The organism is Paenibacillus sp. KN14-4R (genome assembly GCF_052180255.1).
Classification (GTDB): Bacteria; Bacillota; Bacilli; order Paenibacillales; family NBRC-103111; genus Paenibacillus_AM.
In genome coordinates, this window is the sequence record NZ_CP197466.1 from 3,687,561 (window position 1) to 3,706,725 (window position 19,165).

General features: G+C 44.6%; 16 protein-coding genes and 2 riboswitches. Of the genes, 4 read left to right on the plus strand and 12 right to left on the minus strand.

Going from position 1 to position 19,165, the window contains the following annotated elements:
* Positions 1–15 precede the first annotated feature (15 nt).
* From sdaAA to glyA, 5 genes are all read right to left on the minus strand, one after another.
* Positions 16–903 (minus strand): L-serine ammonia-lyase, iron-sulfur-dependent, subunit alpha, encoded by an 888-nt coding sequence (gene sdaAA / locus ACSBOP_RS18220; protein ID WP_442601921.1) that lies wholly within the window; start codon positions 901–903, stop codon positions 16–18.
* A 7-nt stretch (positions 904–910) separates the two neighbouring features.
* Positions 911–1,585 (minus strand): L-serine ammonia-lyase, iron-sulfur-dependent subunit beta, encoded by a 675-nt coding sequence (gene sdaAB / locus ACSBOP_RS18225; protein ID WP_442601922.1) that lies wholly within the window; start codon positions 1,583–1,585, stop codon positions 911–913.
* 29 nt (positions 1,586–1,614) lie between these two features.
* Complete coding sequence (gene lipA, locus ACSBOP_RS18230) at positions 1,615–2,496, minus strand: lipoyl synthase (protein WP_442601923.1); 882 nt, start codon at positions 2,494–2,496, stop codon at positions 1,615–1,617.
* Positions 2,497–2,510: 14 nt separating this feature from the next.
* Complete coding sequence (gene gcvH, locus ACSBOP_RS18235; protein WP_442601924.1) at positions 2,511–2,903, minus strand: glycine cleavage system protein GcvH; 393 nt, start codon at positions 2,901–2,903, stop codon at positions 2,511–2,513.
* A 550-nt stretch (positions 2,904–3,453) separates the two neighbouring features.
* Positions 3,454–4,692: a serine hydroxymethyltransferase gene (gene glyA / locus ACSBOP_RS18240; protein ID WP_442601925.1), complete on the minus strand. Its 1,239-nt coding sequence runs from the start codon at positions 4,690–4,692 to the stop codon at positions 3,454–3,456.
* Positions 4,693–4,866: 174 nt separating this feature from the next.
* A riboswitch (glycine riboswitch) is annotated at positions 4,867–4,988 on the minus strand.
* Positions 4,989–5,138: 150 nt separating this feature from the next.
* A riboswitch (glycine riboswitch) is annotated at positions 5,139–5,236 on the plus strand.
* A 206-nt stretch (positions 5,237–5,442) separates the two neighbouring features.
* On the opposite strand from glyA, the gene gcvT reads away from it, so the two are divergent.
* From gcvT to gcvPB, 3 genes are read left to right on the plus strand one after another with little or no spacing between them, the layout of a single operon-like run.
* Positions 5,443–6,555: a glycine cleavage system aminomethyltransferase GcvT gene (gene gcvT, locus ACSBOP_RS18245; RefSeq protein WP_442601926.1), complete on the plus strand. Its 1,113-nt coding sequence runs from the start codon at positions 5,443–5,445 to the stop codon at positions 6,553–6,555.
* 19 nt (positions 6,556–6,574) lie between these two features.
* Positions 6,575–7,927 (plus strand): aminomethyl-transferring glycine dehydrogenase subunit GcvPA, encoded by a 1,353-nt coding sequence (gcvPA, locus tag ACSBOP_RS18250; RefSeq protein WP_442601927.1) that lies wholly within the window; start codon positions 6,575–6,577, stop codon positions 7,925–7,927.
* On the plus strand, positions 7,924–9,432 hold the full coding sequence (gcvPB, locus tag ACSBOP_RS18255; RefSeq protein WP_442601928.1) for an aminomethyl-transferring glycine dehydrogenase subunit GcvPB: 1,509 nt from the start codon (positions 7,924–7,926) through the stop codon (positions 9,430–9,432). Before gcvPA ends, gcvPB begins: the two co-directional genes overlap by 4 nt.
* 413 nt (positions 9,433–9,845) lie before the next feature.
* Here gcvPB and ACSBOP_RS18260 read toward each other — a convergent pair whose 3' ends face one another.
* From ACSBOP_RS18260 to ACSBOP_RS18285, 6 genes are all read right to left on the minus strand, one after another.
* Positions 9,846–11,576, minus strand: a complete 1,731-nt coding sequence (locus ACSBOP_RS18260) for an ABC transporter permease (RefSeq protein ID WP_442604527.1) — start codon at positions 11,574–11,576, stop codon at positions 9,846–9,848.
* A 15-nt stretch (positions 11,577–11,591) separates the two neighbouring features.
* Positions 11,592–12,677: an ABC transporter ATP-binding protein gene (locus ACSBOP_RS18265; RefSeq protein ID WP_442601929.1), complete on the minus strand. Its 1,086-nt coding sequence runs from the start codon at positions 12,675–12,677 to the stop codon at positions 11,592–11,594.
* A gap of 91 nt (positions 12,678–12,768) precedes the next feature.
* Positions 12,769–13,761 (minus strand): extracellular solute-binding protein, encoded by a 993-nt coding sequence (locus tag ACSBOP_RS18270; protein ID WP_442604528.1) that lies wholly within the window; start codon positions 13,759–13,761, stop codon positions 12,769–12,771.
* A gap of 202 nt (positions 13,762–13,963) precedes the next feature.
* Positions 13,964–14,284 carry a DUF6572 domain-containing protein gene (locus tag ACSBOP_RS18275; RefSeq protein WP_442601930.1) on the minus strand — a complete coding sequence of 107 codons (321 nt, stop codon included), beginning with the start codon at positions 14,282–14,284 and terminating at the stop codon, positions 13,964–13,966.
* 588 nt (positions 14,285–14,872) lie between these two features.
* Positions 14,873–15,253: a CDI toxin immunity protein gene (locus tag ACSBOP_RS18280; protein ID WP_442601931.1), complete on the minus strand. Its 381-nt coding sequence runs from the start codon at positions 15,251–15,253 to the stop codon at positions 14,873–14,875.
* Positions 15,254–15,283: 30 nt separating this feature from the next.
* Complete coding sequence (locus ACSBOP_RS18285) at positions 15,284–17,329, minus strand: polymorphic toxin-type HINT domain-containing protein (protein ID WP_442601932.1); 2,046 nt, start codon at positions 17,327–17,329, stop codon at positions 15,284–15,286.
* A gap of 158 nt (positions 17,330–17,487) precedes the next feature.
* Between ACSBOP_RS18285 and ACSBOP_RS18290 the strand changes: the two genes are divergently transcribed.
* Positions 17,488–17,772: a hypothetical protein gene (locus tag ACSBOP_RS18290; RefSeq protein WP_442601933.1), complete on the plus strand. Its 285-nt coding sequence runs from the start codon at positions 17,488–17,490 to the stop codon at positions 17,770–17,772.
* 859 nt (positions 17,773–18,631) lie between these two features.
* On the opposite strand, the gene ACSBOP_RS18295 is transcribed toward ACSBOP_RS18290, so the two are convergent.
* Positions 18,632–19,078, minus strand: a complete 447-nt coding sequence (locus ACSBOP_RS18295) for a hypothetical protein (protein WP_442601934.1) — start codon at positions 19,076–19,078, stop codon at positions 18,632–18,634.
* Between the last annotated feature and the right edge of the window lie 87 nt (positions 19,079–19,165).

The following is a 19,165-nucleotide window of genomic DNA, read 5'->3' on the forward strand; positions in this document are numbered from 1 at the left end:
GATCCTCCTACCGCCCTAGCTTTTTGTATTTTTTTGACGAAGCTCATACATAATTTTGCGACCCGTCGGCGTCTGTGCCAATCCGCCTTGTGCCGTTTCCCTATGCTTGCTTGGCATTGCGGTTCCGACCTCAAGCATCACATCAATAACCTCATCTGATGGAATCACGCTGCGAACACCTGCAAGTGCCATATCTGCTGCCGCTAAGGCATTGACTGCACCGAATCCGTTGCGTACGATACATGGAATTTCCACAAGTCCGCCAACTGGATCACAGATGAGCCCGAGTGTATTTTTAAGCGCAAGGCCGACTGCATGAATGGATTGTTCCACCGTTCCGCCACGAAGTTCAACCATCGCTCCTGCCGCCATTCCAATCGCAGAACCGATTTCAGCCTGACAACCGCCTTCTGCACCTGAAATAAATGAGTTATTCGCAATGACATAACCAATCGCACCCGCACAAAATAGGCCGTGAACGAGATGATCATCATCCCAGCCGAATCGCTCCTGCGCACTGACGAACATACCTGGAATAATGCCGCAAGAACCTGCTGTTGGTGTTGCAATAATCCGTCCCATTGAGGCATTTACCTCTGATACACCAAGTGCATAAGCCATCGCTCGACAAGCAATTTCACCACTGGCTGTTTCCGTCACGTTCATATAGGCAAGCACACGCTGCGCATCCCCACCTGTAAGTCCGCTTCGCGAAATCGTAGATTCCGTCAGCCCTTTATGAACAGCTTCCTTCATAATCTGGTAATACGCCGCCATTTGTGTGAATACTTCTTCCGGCGATTGACCAGACTCTGCAATCTGCTCATCCAACATAATCTGTGAAATCGTTTTCGATTCCACTCGGCATAACTCGTTTAACTCCGTAAGATTACGAAATCGCACTTACGTCTCAGCTCCTTCTAGTCAAATCAATGACCGAAACTTTCACAATGTTAGGCAAACGCTGAATCGTCTCTTGCACCTGATGCGTTATCGGTGTATCGAGTTCAATAACCGTCATAGCCTCACCATTCCTGCGTTTACGATCCACATCCATATAGCCAATGTTTAAACCAAAGACGCTTAACACATTTGTTATCTGTGCAATAACCCCTGTGGAGTCAACATGTATAATGACCAGAGTTGGAAACTCCCCCGTACACTGCACATCGAATCCATTCATCGCATGAACAACAATGTTCCCGCCACCAATGGAAGCACCGAGCACCTCAGCATACTTATCTCCTGCCCAAAGTTCTAGCTTAGCTGTGTTCGGATGCGGGCAATTACCGGTTGTTGGAACAAAACTCACTTCAACCCCAGCCTGCTCCGCCTCTTGAAAAGAGTTCCTTATTCGTGGATCATCCGTCTCATAATCGAGTAAACCACCGATCAAAGCCAGATCCGTGCCATGCCCTTGATACGTTTCGGCAAAAGAGCCATACAACAAGATTCGAACCCGCTCTGGCTGAACGCCTAATAACTGTCTAGCTACCCGACCAATACGAATCGCTCCTGCTGTATGCGAACTAGAAGGCCCAACCATGGCTGGACCTATAATGGAGAACACATTTTTAAAGCGCATGCGCTTTCCCTACTTCCTATTGGACTTCCCTATGAATGGCTTTGCTTAAGAGCCCCTTCAACTTGTTCATGGGCATGATACGAACTACGAACGAGCGGTCCTGATTCCACATGGGAGAAGCCGAGTTGCAATCCTTCCACTTTGAACTGCTTAAATTCATCAGGTGTGTAATACTTCTGAACTTTCAAATGCTTCTCGGTCGGCTGCAAATACTGTCCTATGGTCAGAATATTACATCCTGAAGCACGCAGGTCTCTCATGCTGTCAATCACTTCATCTGCACTTTCACCTAAACCGACCATTATGCCGGATTTCGTCATCTGTTCAGGTCGAATGTCCTTTGCGTTACGTAAAAATTGTAAGGAACGCTCATACTTCGCTTTTGCCCGAACTTGATCAGATAAGCGGCTCACCGTCTCTAGATTATGGTTCAGAATATCAGGCTTTGCTTCCAACACAATTTCAAGTAACTCTTTCTTCCCGCTAAAATCAGGTGTCAGTACTTCAATGCTCGTGAGTGGATTACGCGCTCTTACTGCCTCAATCGTTGCCTTGAACATGCCTGCCCCTTCATCACGTAGATCATCACGTGCAACCGATGTGATCACAACATGTTTAAGCCCCATTTCCTGCGTGGAAATGGCTACATGTTCGGGCTCTTCCAAATCAAGTTCAGTTGGCAATCCCGTTGTGACCGCACAGAATCGGCAAGCTCTCGTGCAAATTTTACCTAAAATCATAAAAGTTGCTGTTCGATTACTCCAACACTCATAAATGTTCGGACACTTTGCTTCCTCACATACCGTATGCAACTTACGTCCACGCATCATCGATTTGATGTCACTGAAGCTTTCGCTTGTGCGAAGCGATATTTTGAGCCAATCCGGCTTACGTTCTCTCGTCTGCTGCATCGGAAATTCCTCTCCTACTCTTCAGTGAAAGCTTTGTACTCATCACCTGTAAGTAGACCTGTTACTGCTGCCTCTGCTCCACCTTCAACTTCAACTTCAACCATCCAACCTTGTCCATACGGCTCGTTGTTAACCAGTTCAGGCTGATCAATTAGATCCGAGTTTACTTTCGTCACTGTTCCGGATACGGGTGAGAATACGTCAGATACCGTCTTAACGGACTCGATTGTTCCAAGGCTCTCTCCGTCTTTTACGTTCATGCCAACTTCAGGCAATTCTACGAATACAATGTCACCCAATTGGCTTTGTGCAAAATAGGAAATACCAATGCGGATTGTGTTCGCGTCTACGATTTCTGCCCACTCGTGATCTTTGCTGTACCATACGTTTTGTTTAATTTCGCTCATGATTGAATAACCTCACTTTTATAGTTTGTATGTTGGAAAAATGATTTATAGTGTGCACTGCTGGGTTCGAGCGTTAAAGGCGCTCAGGTGAAAAGGAATGCCTCTGGTCGCTGTTGAATCCGTGTCCCTTGATTAGGTTGATAAGGAGGGGACACGGATTCAAAGGCGAACACTTCGTTCCGCCGGCATTTCCTTTTCACCTTCGCTTACCATTGACGCCGGCAGCTACTTACTTACTAATGAGTGCCTTCAATGAATCCCTTCAATGATTCGCTCCAGCAGTTTTCTTTCTTGCCTTCGCTCACTTGCGAAGTCTGACCTTTTTTAAGGACGAGTGTGTTCAAAAAGTTAAAACGGAGGAGAAAAGATGCACTGGAGGAGCGCAGCGTTCGCCTTTGAAAGCATGAAATCCCCTTATCAACCTAATCAAAATTTCATGCTTTCAACAGCGACCTCAAAGGTTTTCCGAAGGAAAACTTGCTTCGAAAGCATATGCTAAGTGCTTCTTTTCTACGCAGTGGCCCAACTTTTTGAACACACGCACACGCTCTTAGTACTTAAACAGCGGAAAGCTAGAGCTGAGCTCCTTTACTTGCTTCGCTACATTTTCAGAAACTGCGGCATCGCCTTGGTGCTTTAGGGTTGTCGCGATAAGCTTCGCAAGTGTACGCATTTCAGGCTCACGCATGCCTCTTGTTGTTAATGCAGGTGTACCAATACGTACGCCGCTTGTGACAAATGGGCTTTGTGGATCACCAGGAATCGTATTTTTGTTAACGGTGATGCCTACATGTTCTAGCATGGCTTCGGCTTGTTTGCCCGTTAGTTCCCATGGGCGTGTATCGAGCAGCATCAGATGGTTATCTGTTCCGCCAGATACGATAGCTGCGCCTTCTTCGATCAATGATGCTGCAAGTAGGCTTGCATTGCGAACGACTTGCTCGGCATAAACTTTGAAGGATGGCTGCAAAGCTTCTTTGAACGAAACTGCTTTACCAGCGATGACATGCATCAGTGGGCCGCCTTGAATACCTGGGAAAATGGATTTATTCAAACCTTTGATCATATCGGCATCATTCGTAAGCAACAAGCCACCCCGAGGACCACGCAGTGTCTTATGGGTTGTACTTGTTACAACATCTGCGTACGGTACTGGTGATGGATGCAGCCCAGCAGCGACAAGTCCTGCAATATGCGCCATATCGACCATCAGCTTCGCGCCGATTTGATCTGCAATCTCTTTGAATTTAGCAAAATCAATTGTACGTGCATATGCACTTGCACCCGCAATGATGAGGGCTGGACGCTCTTTCTTTGCAAGCGCCTCCAATTGATCGTAGTCAATCCGATGTGTATCTTCACGTACACCATAAGATACAACATCAAACCATTTACCTGACATGCTGACCGGGCTACCATGCGTCAAGTGCCCACCCTCAGATAAATTCATGCCCATGATCTTGTCGCCCGGCTTCAACAGGTGGAACATAACCGCCATATTCGCTTGTGCGCCTGAGTGTGGCTGAACATTCGCATACCCTGCATGAAATAATTCTTTTGCACGCTCAATTGCAAGCGTCTCTACTTCATCCACGAACTCACAGCCGCCATAGTATCTTTTTCCTGGATACCCCTCAGCGTATTTGTTCGTCAGTTCGGATCCCATTGCTGTGAGTACATCCGGACTCACAATATTCTCCGATGCGATAAGTTCAAGCGTTGTTAATTGTCTGTTCTTTTCCTTGGATATGGCTTCAAAAATTTCTGAATCGTGTTCATACAGGCTCAAATGTGTATACCTCCAAAAGTGAATTTCTCTTCCGTATCACAAAAAAAGGACATAGAAAAGGTTAGATGCCTTTTCTCTGTCCTTGGTACCTGAGAGTTTAGAGCTTTAAACAACGCGAGCTGCGTTATGAAAAGAAACTTACCCCTTTGGTGGCTTTCGCACTCTCCAGAGTTGCGTCAAATGGCGGTACCTGCTACCTGAGAGATTTGTTCCCAGCGGGCCTGCTTGGAAACTTGCTCCTTCGGTGCCTTGACAGCATATCCTATCACTGTCATGGTCTCTCCCATCATTCTCATCCGCACGTATTACGTTATATAATGTAAGAATAGTTCCGTAAATAAGTGATGTCAAGATATAAAATCTAAATATTTTGACAAACAATCCTTGACAAATATAGTCAGCTCCGTTATTAATTTTAGTAACAACACTTACAATTACATAGGTGGATGAAGGTAATGGGAGAGATTACTAGCAACTAACGTAACGCCGAAGGAGTAAACCTACATCAGGTGAATCTCTCAGGCAAAAGGACCATTATCGGACACGTCTCTGGAGAGAACCCGTATTCAAACCGGGTCACCCAAGGGGAAACTAAAGCAAAGCGCAAATTGAAGTGACTTTAGGTAACTCTCAGGTACAAAGGACAGAGTGAAACAATTGCGAGATGCCCGGCATGTGCATCTCTATATGGTTTCGCATTGTCCTTTTTTGTTGTCTTTTTTACCCAATCAAAATGTTGAGGTGATTCGTTTGTCCGAATTAAAAAGAACGCCCCTGTTCCCCCTATATGCAGCGCATGAATCTGCACGCTGCATCGATTTTGGCGGATGGGAATTACCCGTTCATTTCTCCAGCATTCAAAAAGAGCACGATGCCGTCAGGCAGCAAGCAGGCTTATTCGATGTCTCCCACATGGGTGAAGTAATCGTAACTGGCCAATTCGCTGAGGCTTATCTGCAAAACTTAACGACGAACGACGTGTCCAAACTCAAAGACAATCAAGCGCAATACAGCTTAATGTGTTACCCCGACGGCGGTGTTGTCGATGACTTGCTCGTATATCGCTTGTCTGCTGACAAATTCATGCTCGTCATCAACGCATCGAATATTGAAAAAGATCTAGACTGGATGAACCAGCACTTGATCGGCGATGTTGTTTTGGAAAATATCTCTGATCAGACAGCACTTATCGCACTGCAAGGTCCGAATGCTGAGACCATCTTGTCGCAAGTTACATCGACGGATTTACAAGGAATTGCATCGTTCCATTTTGCCCCTGAAGCGATCGTTTGCGGAATAACAGCTCTTGTCTCACGCACTGGTTACACAGGCGAGGATGGTTTTGAAATCTATGTACCCGCACAAGATGCTGCTGTGATCTGGGAAGGTTTACTGCATGCCGGTCAAGAGCATGGACTTGTTCCTGCTGGCCTTGGCGCTCGGGATACTCTTCGTTTTGAAGCGAAACTCCCGCTTTATGGTCAAGAATTATCGGCAACGATCTCACCACTAGAAGCGAACATTGGATTTTTCGTGAAGCTGGATAAAGAAGCGTTCATCGGTCGAGATGCCCTACTAGAGCAAAAAACAAATGGTCCACGCCGTAAGCTCGTCGGTATCGAGATGATTGATCGTGGTATTCCACGTTCGCATTATCCGGTGTATGTAGACGGCCAATTGATTGGCGAAGTGACAACAGGTACACAATCACCAACACTCAAGCGCAATCTAGGTCTAGCTCTAATTCACACAGAATTCAGTAAAGTCGACACGGAAGTGTATGTCGAAATTCGAGATAAACAGCTCAAAGCCAAAGTTGTTCCTGCCCCTTTTTATAAGAAAAGCTCCACAAAGAAGCCATAAATCGAAGGAGATGACAGCATTGAAGCATCGTTATTTACCGATGACCGAGCAAGATCAAGCTGAGATGATGCAAACCATCGGCATCCAGTCCATGGAAGAGCTGTTCTCAGACATTCCGCAATCGGTGCGTTATCAAGGTACACTTGAGATGTCCGAAGCATTAGATGAGCATGCGCTTTTGCGCCACATGAGAGAATTAGCAGGTAAGAACGCAGATCTTGACCGTTATGCAAGCTTTCTAGGTGCAGGGATTTATGATCACCACCTGCCAGTCGTCATTAACCACGTCATTTCACGTTCTGAATTTTATACAGCTTACACGCCTTACCAACCGGAAATTAGCCAAGGCGAATTGCAAGCAATTTTCGAATTCCAATCCTATATCTGTGAACTAACAGGTATGGCAGTTGCAAACGCTAGTATGTACGACGGTGCCACTGCATTAGGTGAAGCGGGTGCACTCGCAAGTGGTGCAACGAAACGTACAGAACTTGTCGTATCCAAAACCATTCATCCGGAAGCAAGACAAATTCTACACACAATGGCGAAAGGCTTGAACTTAACAATTGTTGAAGTTGGTTATGAGAACGGTGTCACGAATCTCAGCGAGCTTACGGCTGCTGTATCCGATCAAACGGCTGCTATCATCGTCCAATCTCCGAACTTCTTTGGCTGTGTGGAAGATTTGAAAGCAATCGAACCTATCATTCATCAGGCAAAAGGATTGTTAGTCGTAGGTACGAATCCGATGTCCTTAGGCTTACTTGAAGCACCGGGTAAACTTGGTGCAGACATCGTGGTTGGTGATGCGCAACCATTGGGTATTCCATCTTCATTAGGCGGACCTACTTGTGGATTCTTCGCTGTATCAACGCCACTTATGCGACGTATGCCAGGACGGATTGTGGGTCAGACGGTTGACCGTGATGGCAAGCGTGGTTTTGCTTTAACGTTGCAAACACGTGAACAGCATATTCGTCGTGAAAAAGCGACTTCTAATATTTGTTCCAACCAAGCCCTATTAGCACTTTGTGCTTCTGTATACTTATCCACTTTAGGTAAAGCAGGCATTCAGGAAGTTGCGAACTTGAACTTACAAAAAGCACACTACGCTGCTGATTACATCGGAAAACGCTCTAACTTATCGCTCGCGTTCGCAGCACCATTTTTCAATGAATTCGTTGTGAAGCTGCCTGAGGGTGTGTCTGTTGCGAAGCTAAATGAAGAGCTATTGCAAGATGGCTTTATTGGCGGGTATGACCTTGGTAATGACTACCCCGAGCTTGCAGGCCATATGCTAGTTGCAGTTACCGAGCAAAGATCCAAACAGGAAATCGAGCGGTTCGCTCAGAGATTGGAGGCATCCCTATGAGCCAAGTATCGACAGAACAAACCACACAAAGTACGGATCAGCCTGTTGTGAAACATGATAAAGCGCTTATTTTTGAACTAAGTAAGCCGGGACGTGTGGGATACTCATTGCCTGCATGTGACGTTCCGCAAGTGGATCAGCAAGAACTAATTCCAACTCATATGCTGCGTGAAAAGGCTGCTGAACTTCCTGAAGTGTATGAAGTGGATGTGATTCGTCACTATACCGCTCTATCTCGTCGCAACTTCGGAATCGATAACGGCTTCTATCCGCTCGGATCTTGTACGATGAAATACAATCCGAAGATCAATGAAGATGTGGCACGTTATGCTGGATTTGCAAAAATTCACCCGTACCAGCCAGAATCTTCGATCCAAGGTGCATTGGAACTGTTATATACGCTGCAAAATGATCTAGCTGCACTCACAGGTATGGATAAAGTAACGTTGCAGCCTGCTGCTGGTGCGCATGGTGAATGGACGGGGCTGATGATGATTCGTGCTTACCACGAAAGCCGTGGTGACAAGCGCAGCAAAGTAATCGTACCGGATTCCTCGCACGGAACAAACCCTGCAAGTGCTACTGTGGCGGGACTTGAGACCGTGACAATCAAATCCAATGAAAGAGGCTTAGTCGATCTTGAAGCGCTGAAAGCTGCTGTTGGTGATGACACAGCTGCGCTCATGTTGACGAACCCGAATACACTTGGTTTGTTCGAAGAACAAATTGAAGACATTGCTCGCATCGTGCACGAAGCTGGCGGTCTCTTGTACTACGATGGAGCAAACTCTAATGCAATCATGGGCATCACGCGTCCTGGTGACATGGGCTTTGACGTCGTTCACTTGAACTTACACAAAACGATGAGTACGCCGCACGGTGGCGGTGGTCCAGGTGCTGGCCCTGTTGGTGTAAAAGCGAAGCTCATTCCATACTTGCCAAGACCAAGCGTAGAGCGTCATGAGGATGGTACGTATTACCTCGACTACAACAGACCCGAATCCATTGGTCGCGTTAAAGCGTTCTATGGTAACTTCGGTATCCTTGTTCGTGCATACACCTACATGCGCACATATGGACCTGAGGGTCTTCGCAGAGTTTCGGAGTGTGCCGTTCTCAATGCGAATTACATGATGAGACGCCTTGCGCCTTACTATGAAGTGCCATTCGAGCGTGTATGTAAACATGAATTCGTTATGTCAGGTAAGGGGTTAAAACAGTACGGCGTGCATACGCTTGATGTAGCCAAACGCCTACTCGACTTCGGTTACCACCCGCCTACCATCTACTTCCCACTTAACGTGGAAGAATGCATCATGATTGAGCCGACTGAAACAGAAAGCAAGGAAACGTTGGACGACTTCATCGATACGATGATTCAAATCGCACACGAAGCGCAGACCGATCCGGAATTGCTGCTCAATGCACCTTACAATACAGCAGTTAGACGTCTGGATGAAACGCAAGCGGCCCGTAAGCCGATATTGAATTGCAATTGTGGTTAAGAAATAGTCGTTGAAAAAGATAAGACCGCTGACCAAGTTACTTGTGGTAACTCGGGGAGCGGTCTTATTTTTAAGATACCTGAATTGAGTTTAGGTCACACTTTCAAAACTATTATCCGATCGTCATCTAATGTCATTTTAAAACTACTCAATATTTGAATTATTTTAGAAATCGAATCATCACTTAGATGACTCGTATCTATGTGAATATCACCCTGAATTTGTATTCTATTATACGGTCGGAGTTCTTTCTGAACAGAAACCGCTGTATCTCTGATTATAATTAAAGGTTCCGAACCTGCAAGTATCGGCTCAATCCGCTTAATTTGATATATTTTATCACTCTGGTTCTCGATTGTGATTGAATACTGAAGGGATTTGAACGGTTCATGATTCCCTCTTCTTTCTTCATTTCACACCACCGCCGTTGCCCCATCCCCTGTTAATCGCTGAGAGATAAACAACACAACAATGATTGTTACAATTTGCAACACGCCATACGCGCAGGCCGTTCCGAAATCAAAGGCATACATGCGTTGGTAGATTTCAACGGAGATCGGCACGGTTTTGCTTGTAAAAAGAAGAATCGAAGCGACGAACTCCCCAATGCCTTGAACGAATGCAAGCAAAGTTCCTGCCAAAATCCCGCTGAGAGCCATCGGAAACACGACACGCCTAAAGCTGTACCACCACGTCGCGCCTAAGTTGCGAGCCGCCTCCTCTGTAGAAGGGTCCATCTGCATCAGTGTAGCTGACGTTGATCGAAACACAAGCGGTAAATGCCGAACAAAATAAGCAATCGGAATGATCCACACTGTACCCACGAGTACTTGACCAAAGCTAAATACAGATGGTGAGTTAAAAGCCGCAATGAGATTGACCGCAACGACTGTACCTGGCAATGCCCATGGAATCATAATTAACGTCTCTAGAATAAATTTCCCTTTAAAATTTAACCTGACAATCGCATACGCTGCCGCCACGCCGAATGCAAGAATACCAAGTGTTGCGAGACCACTCATTTGTAAAGAGTTCACGATCGGTCGCCATGTCTTACTGTTCGTAAATAAATCAAGATAATGACTGAACGTATACTTTGGAGGCAAGATTTGCACGGTCCATGTGGCATCCACTGAAAAGGAAATGAGTGCGATCACCAGAATTGGCAGAATCAACACCAACACACCCACACAAGAGAGCACCATCACCCCATATTTCGCCCATGGCTGCTTCACTTCCGTCCGATGCACACCGACCCCTTTACCATTATTCTGGTAACTGCGACGCCCCTGATACCAACGCATCAACAGCAAGAACAGAATCGACACCACCGATAAAATCGCCGATTGTGCCGATGCCATCTCCAAACTTCCATTCGTCCGTGACAAATAAATTTGCATCGTCATCGTCCGCTGAATCCCAAATATAAGGGGTGCGGTGTAAGACGCCATCGAGATCATAAACACGAGTAAGGACGATGCCACCATTGCAGGAGTGAGCATCGGCAGAATGACACGGCGCCAAATCATGAGCCTCCCCGCTCCCAGACTTGCCGCAGCTTCTTCAAGCGATGGGTCCATCCCCTTGATCGCCGCCGAAGCGGTCATATAAAAGTATGTGTACATCGTAAACGTGTGAACGACAACGACACCCCAGATTCCTTTTAACGAAAATGGGACTTGATCAAGATGGAACAATGCCTTAAGCGCCCTTGGAATAATACCGCTTTCCGCGTATAGGAAGGAGAACGACAGGACGCCAATAAGCGGAGGCAGCGCCAGCGGGACGAGTATGAGAACTTTTAATATTTTGCGACCGGGAAAATGGTACCGCTCTAAGAGAAACGCCATCGTCACACCCACAATACCGCTCGTCACCACGCTTAGAAGGGAGATATAGACACTCGTCCACAGCGCCTCTAAATTCGAAGAATGCGTCAGATCAAAAAACTTCCGGTAATTTCCCCAATTAAACTCACCATTGACCCGAAAGCTGTCCATGAACGTCTGGTAGAACGGGTAAATGACATAGCCAAGCAAAATAAGGAACAAGGGGGCAATGAGGACATACACAAAATGACGCGATGACGTAATGGAAGACAGCGAACGTCGGCGATGCGTGTGAGGTGTTGGTTCTATTCTCATCATGGAATCCCTCGCTTATTCGATCAGATAAACGCTTTCCTTGGGTATGAAAAAGGTGACTTGCTCACCACGCTCGCGCAGCTGATGACCCAGATTCACGAACATCGCTTTGAGTAGAAGACCGTCCGCATCGGTTATGTATTGAACACTTACTCCTGTAAACTCGGAAACCTTGATGAGACTCGTGATGAAGCTTCCAGCCCTGTCCGTATGCTGCGCTTCAGCCTCCTTAATCGACTCCGGACGGAAGGATACCGCTATCGGAACACCAACACGTAGGTTGCAAGTTGGCGAAGTATGGGACGCTGATGCATGCAGCAAAATTGTTGGTGATACCCGCACATAAACATCATCACCCTCCATTCGCTCAATGATTCCCTCCCATAAATTCGTCTCCCCAATAAACGAACTCACGAACCGATTGACAGGCTGGTTATATATTTCCTGCGGTGTACCGATCTGCTGAACGACTCCACCTTGCATGACCATAATGCGATCCGACATCGACATGGCTTCTGCTTGATCATGTGTCACATACAGCGTCGTCACGCCGAGCTCCAATTGCAGCTTCTTAATCTCAAGCCTCGTCTCTTCCCGCAGCTTCGCATCCAAGTTCGACAACGGCTCATCGAGCAGGAGTAGGTCGGGCTGAATGACGAGTGCTCTTGCCAGTGCAACCCGCTGCTGCTGTCCGCCAGATAACTGATCTATTCGCCTGCTGCCATACGTTGTAAGATGCACTTGCGCGAGTGCGCGTTCTACTTTTTCTTGAATGACAGCCTTCGGCTGCTTTCGCGTCTGCAAGCCAAACGCAATATTCTCGAACACGGTCATATGTGGGAAAAGCGCATAATTCTGGAACACCATCCCTGTATTTCGCTTATTCGGCGGGAGATTCGTGACATCTTGCCCTCCGAATAGGATGCGCCCTGCGGATGGGTAATAAAACCCAGCAATCATGCGTAGAGTTGTTGTTTTGCCGCATCCGCTTGGGCCAAGCAGAGTAAAAAACTCACCTGAGCGGATCTCCACGTTCACATCGTTCACACCACTAACATTGCCGAACTGCTTGCTGATGCGTTCCAAAGTCACATCGATCATCAAATAGCCTCCTCTCCACCCACATCTAGACGTAAGTCATATTCAACAGGCGAAGTGCCCGTGAGCAGCTCCGCCTGATGTGATTTGCGTATTATTTTTTACCCTTACCTTTGATATTCTCGTTCCAGTAATCCATCCACTCTTTTTCCTTGGCGCTCATGACATTCCAGTCCAGATTAAGTGGCTTTAGCTCCAGTCCCTTCAGCCAAGCTGGCAAGGTGTCTTTGTTAATATCCTCACGGGTTGGAATTTGGAACAATTTCTCCGCCATTTCGGCGCGCAGCGTCGGTTCGAATAGGAAGTTATAGAATTTGATTGCGGCATCCTTGTTCTTCGTACCTTTTATGACACCAACACCATCGACAAGGATCGGTGCGCCGCTTTTTGGATAAACGAAATCAAACGGTTGTTTGAGATTTACTTTTTGCAGCATCACATCTTGTAAATTCCACAGCGTGAATAAGCCTTCCTGACGAGCAAGCTTAAGCTGCATTTGAGTTGGGTCAGCGGCATATTCTTTGGTGTTAGCGTCCAACTTTTTCAGCCAATCGTAGCCTTTTTGCGGGTTATCTGCACCTTGGCGGAAAATCATGGCCGAATAAATGGTCCGCATCGTACCCGAGGCAAGGACATCACGAATGATGATCTTGTCTTTGTATTTTGGATCCAGCACATCGTCCCAATCTTGCGGTGCGTCGGCTTTATTTTTAATTAAATCGGTATTGTACATAATGACTTCCGGCAGCAGCATTTCCCCATACCAACGATCCTTCGCGTCTTTGTATTGAGCTGGGATTTTATCACCGAAGCTTGGTTTCACACTTTCCAAGAGATTTTCATTGGCTGCCGTCATGAACGCGGATTGTGTACCGCCCCACCAGAAATCTCCACCTGGATTCGCCTTCTCCCCACGGACACGCTCCAAAATTTGCTGTGCCCCCATCATCATGATCTCAACCTCGATGTTCGGGTACTTCTCCTTGAACTTCGGTATGACGACATCCGTCACGTTATTATCTCGAGCGGTATAAATGACAAGCTTTTCTTTCCCTCCACCACTGCTGCATGCAGGTAAGACGATCATCAGGATCAACAGCAGCGCTGTGTACAAAGAACCTTTTTTCCACTTCACCTTAACCCCTCCCTTATCATGGACAGTACCCATTTATAAACTTGAAATAGGCATTTATACCATCATATTCAGGCTGAGTGTAACCAAGTCCGTAAAAGTTAAAAAAGAAACCTTGATGGGCGTGGGGGCCGGTCAAGGTGGGGAGACTTAGATATTATCCAATGTGGTAATTAAACATAAAACCTGCTTCATTAATAATCTTTTTTACGCTCCCTAAAAAATTAATGCAGCTTTGAGGTATATCATTCTTAAAATGTATAGCAATTTCAATAGCCTTTCCTTCAGCTTCTTTGTATGAAGTGATAATTTCACCGCTCTCGTTGAAACTTAAATATGAATTCAACTTTTCTTGAAGCAATACTAAGTGATGTTCCTCATTAGCCCAATCTTCACTATCAATTAGTGCTAAAGTAACATGATCATTTTCCTTATCAATACCAATCGCATCAACTGTATTAGTATCGTACAGACTCAAGATATTTCACCTCATTTTTTTCTAATGATATTAACTAGGGTTGGTGGGATTTGATACCCATTAATATAATATAAGGTAGTTTCCCTTTACCACGCACCACTTTGAGCAATTTCAGGGAAAACTTTCTTTTGATTTCGGGTGAGTGGAGCAGTTGGCGATGCTTTGCACTCAACACAATCAACCTTTCCAGTCTGCTTATTCTGCCCGATAATATCAATCCTTGTCTTGACTCCGCTTTGAGTTTTCACAGTAATCTGTTGTTGTACATTGTTATGCGTATTTGACATATTACTCAAAACTTCGCGTTCATAAGCATCACCAGCGGCTTTGTTCTTCTGTAAAGTATTACCCGTCCCCTTAGAAACTTCTAAGAACTAATGCTGCGAGTACACATAACCAAAATTATGCTTGCTCGGCGTTCTTACAAAATCATAGAGACTTAAACCTATAACTAAGATATCTTATAGAATTCTGTTGGATCATACCACCGATTTTTATTGTACTGCATACTTAACCTCCCGATTCATTCGGCACTGGGTGGGGACAAAAAGAAAGACCTTGAAGGCGTCATCCCCCAAGGTCGCAATATTAAACTTTACCTATAGTTATATCACCTTCATGGAAAAACTCAATTATTGTTCCATCTTCAGGTCTATATAACCATGTATCGAAACTGACAGCTAACACATCATCAAGTGAATTGAAAATACTATCCAAATTGGATTTAACTATCGGTAAACGTGCATTATCCCAAATGATGAGAAAATCACCTTCAATATTATTTACTCTATTTAATACATCAGATACTACTTTAATCGATTCTTTTTCCTCGACTTGGCTCCAATCAATTCTTCCATACGAGAACGAAAATACTTTTTTAAACCGATTAAATTCCTCTTGAGCTTCAATTTCATTCAAAATGATTGATGAACCATCTAGTGCTTCAATACACTCTTCAAATAATGTCATAGTTACTCTCCTTCTATTTATTCAACATATTTATATATGACTTAAATGTAGCTTCATTACCTTGAAACGGTATAACGTACTTTGAGGCATTTGCCCCTTCCCGTTTCTAAAATCCTCAACATTTATATGCATTCCTTTTGTCGGATCGTAATCCAATCTCCATCTGACTTTACCATCAAGTGATTCCCTACCAATGATTTTACCGTAACCTGCACTAGATTCTAACCGACCATAATAAGCCCTTGTATCTCCCATATCTCCAATAAGGCCGAATGCTTTATTTCTACCTTGTTCATATGTTTTAACACTAGGGAGGATTACTTCACCACATTTCGTATTATGCACCCAAATCCCAAGGTCACTAACAAAGTACGTATGGAAGTCATCAACCGTCATGTTGTAAACCGTGACGTGCTTATGTTCCTGTTCGATGCTGTCTATCTTGAGTGAATTCCCATCACTCTGAACAAGCAAATCACCAGGCTTGAGATCTTTGACAAACGTCCATCCTTTGTCCTTCACATAGAACGGATGGTTAAAGGTCGATTCAATCGTCTGACCGCCCACATGGATTTGGTAAATCTCATCCGTCTCGTGGTTGAACGTCGCCGTTACCTCTTTGTACGCTTCCTCACCTGTGGTTTCATCCTTAGAAAGAACCTTATCTCCGACTTGAATGTCTTCGATATTTTTCTCCCCTTCGTCTGTTAATACCTTATTCCCAGCTGTGAAACAGTTACATGGGTTATATTTCGTTGCTACTTTCCCTACCCTTTGAACTTTTTTTTCACCTGCTGCAGATTTAATAGCGAATTTTCCGAGGTCTCCTGACCATTTAACAATTGGAATATAGCTAGCAGCCGCAAACGCTTTATCCAACATTCCTGCATTTGGGTCTTTCAATGTACGAATGCCGTCTAAAGCTACCTCAGTACCCATTTGAAAGAGTTTCTTTCCAACATCTTTCCATGTTAACCGATCATCAAAGTTATAAAAACTATAATTGCTTCCGTCATCATCAGAATCGAGTACCATATGCCCTGTTGGGTCTTTTTTGATGAGTGGATTATTCTCAACGTACGTATAAAGATTCAAACTTAACGGTTTATCTCTCTGCCCATCATACGTATCCTCTTGGATAAAGCGACCTATACTTGGATCATACCACCGTGCTCGGAGGTATTGCAATTCGGTTGTTTCGTCGTAGTATTCGCCAGAATAGAGGAATATGTTGTCTACTTTATTCGCTAGATTATTACCTTCTGTTGGTAGAATCTTACCCCAAATATCATATTTGTATTCAGCTAGTTTATTACCTTGATCGTCTGTAATCGATACAACATCGCCATGTCCATTATGCAAATAATATTGCTTACTGCCCGCTTGATCGACTTTGGCTACTAATTGGTCTCCGCTACGAATGTAGCTGTATTGACTTATCTTGTCACCTTCGGTCTTTTCTTCGGCGATTATGTTCGCATCTGCATCATAATAATAGCGAGATACTCGCTTATCGCCTTCGTCTGCTTGATTCGACTCCGTTCGTTTCACCATGAGACCTTGACCGTTATAAACGTATGCGACTTGCTTCGCTTCCCCATTGTTCTTGGCGGGTGCTTTCACTTCAATAAGTTGATCTCGACTGTCATATTTATACTGATTCAGTGGAATCTGTGGAAGATTATCAGATTGCAGGGTTTCACGATTACCCCGATTGTTGTACTGGTATGCTTCCTTAAACATGCTGTTCGTCTGTACACGATGAAGCGGATCATAAGTTAAAGAGGATGTAACTTGGCTGTTCTCTTTTAACTTTGTGATATTCGCATAATCATCGTATTCGTAGCCGTAACTGCCCAGCGCTTGTCCCACATCTGTTTTGTGTGTAACATCCGATAACATACCTTCTGTGTAGACATGGTTGGTTACGATTTTCCCTGTGTTAAGATCGATACGGTCTAGATTGCCTGCTTTATACGTGTAGGAAGCATCCGGCTTCGTCAAGTCTTGTCCGACTTTGTCTAGACGACCAGCTTGATAGGCATAGTTAGTCATTTTGCCAAAAGGATCCGTCATGCGCGTCACTTGTCCAGCTTTATCATACTCATAGCTGAGCTGTTTACCATCTGGATAGCTGATCGCAAAGGGTAACTAGAGAATTTTTCTTCAGGTTCTATTCCTGTGATTCGTTCTAAGACAAGAAATCACCGGGGTAGAATAAGGGAGAAAGGAGCGTGAATGGGGATGATGTGGTTATTCTTCATAACTTAATCACCTTTCCAGCGTGGCTTTACTACATAATCGCTCGACTGCAGAAACATGATGCTTCGTATAATGAATTCATATTTAGTACAGCGCTGTTATTGTACTTAGTACTCAACCTGATCCAAGCGCAGTCATTTGAGCATAAAACACTATTCAGTCTTATCTTTATTGTCTTTTCTTTATTCGCCATCCCATTTCATATCTGGCTAATCATGAATGATCGTAAGGGAGCTCGCAAGAAAAATGAAAACTAGTTAGCTAATGTACGATTAAAACATTGAGAGCGCCTGAGCAACACCGTTAGTTCGGTTGCGTGGGCGCTTCTCGGTCATGGCTGCCCAGCAGGCTACCACAGGGTTTCTCTTCGTAAAGGCGTCGCCTTCCTCCACTTCGTTCCGGCCCTTCGGGTACAAAGAGCCTCGCACCCTGTGATATCCAGCCATTGCGCCATGTCCTAACCGCTTCCACTCCACCGAACTAACTCTGGGATGGGGAGTCAATGAGTCTATGTAATTGAATTTAATACTAACTCTTGCCATTGACCAGTTCCGACTATCTTTGAAGTTGTAAGAAAATCAATCTAATTAATTTTCATTAACATAATATTTCCTTAGCCTCATTCCCTCTCGCCCATATAATGAGCGGGGCGAGTTTCGAAAAGATAAGAAGTTTGTTATTGGTACAGTAATCATCGTTACAATAGTCAGTTATGTTGCGGATAAAGTGTAATTCTTTGTATAACCTCCCTTACTATAGTTGTCGCATTATCCATCTTGAAAATTGCGATTCATGTCCTACTCACCATCCCTATCGTTGCATAATAATCTACAGTTGCGCATGGATTTGAAAAAAACGTAAGAATACGAAGATAACAAAAAACAGGTCAATCATGGTAGCATCTGACCATAATCGACCTGTTCAATGTATCAGCATAGGTTATTTAGGGTATAAATTCAAGCATTGATGTACGTACTAACGAAATGAAGAAATCTTCATACGGGTATTACATGGGTTATATGTGTTATTTGTTGTATGATGGGTTCATTCGACACTGGGTAGCCACCACCAAAGAAAAACCTTGAAAGGCACGAAGCCTAACAAGGTTTCCAATGACTACTCGGAAAGTTCTGTAACATCACAATTTCTCAAAGTATGCTTTGTCATAATTTCAAATGCTTTTTCCGTAATAACTAGATAATTCTTTGGTGAAATACAAAAATCATGTCCTGACCAATCGAAAAATCGTTCAGCAGTAATGTTAACTATACCTTGTGGTATGAGTCTTTTGAAACTTGGCAACGTTCTGTTAGGATGTAACTCATTAAATTCCTCACTTGTTGAAACCTCTACATCCTCAAACATAATACCCGATAACTTATTCTCGTCTAACGAACGAGCTAGTGACTCGGTGACGATGAAACATGGGGAAGATTCCAATAGTTCATCTCCTAACCATCCTTCGAACTCATAATGTAAATATACTACACGATTGTTTTCATCGAAGGTTGTTCTTTCACCTAAACAACCTGCAACCTCAGGTTCAAGTAGTAACAGTTTCATTGTGCACCTCACATTTATTTAATCGGTGGATTGAACAAATGCCCATATTTACTATCAATTACTTTGGCTTGATGAGTAAGTCGTTCT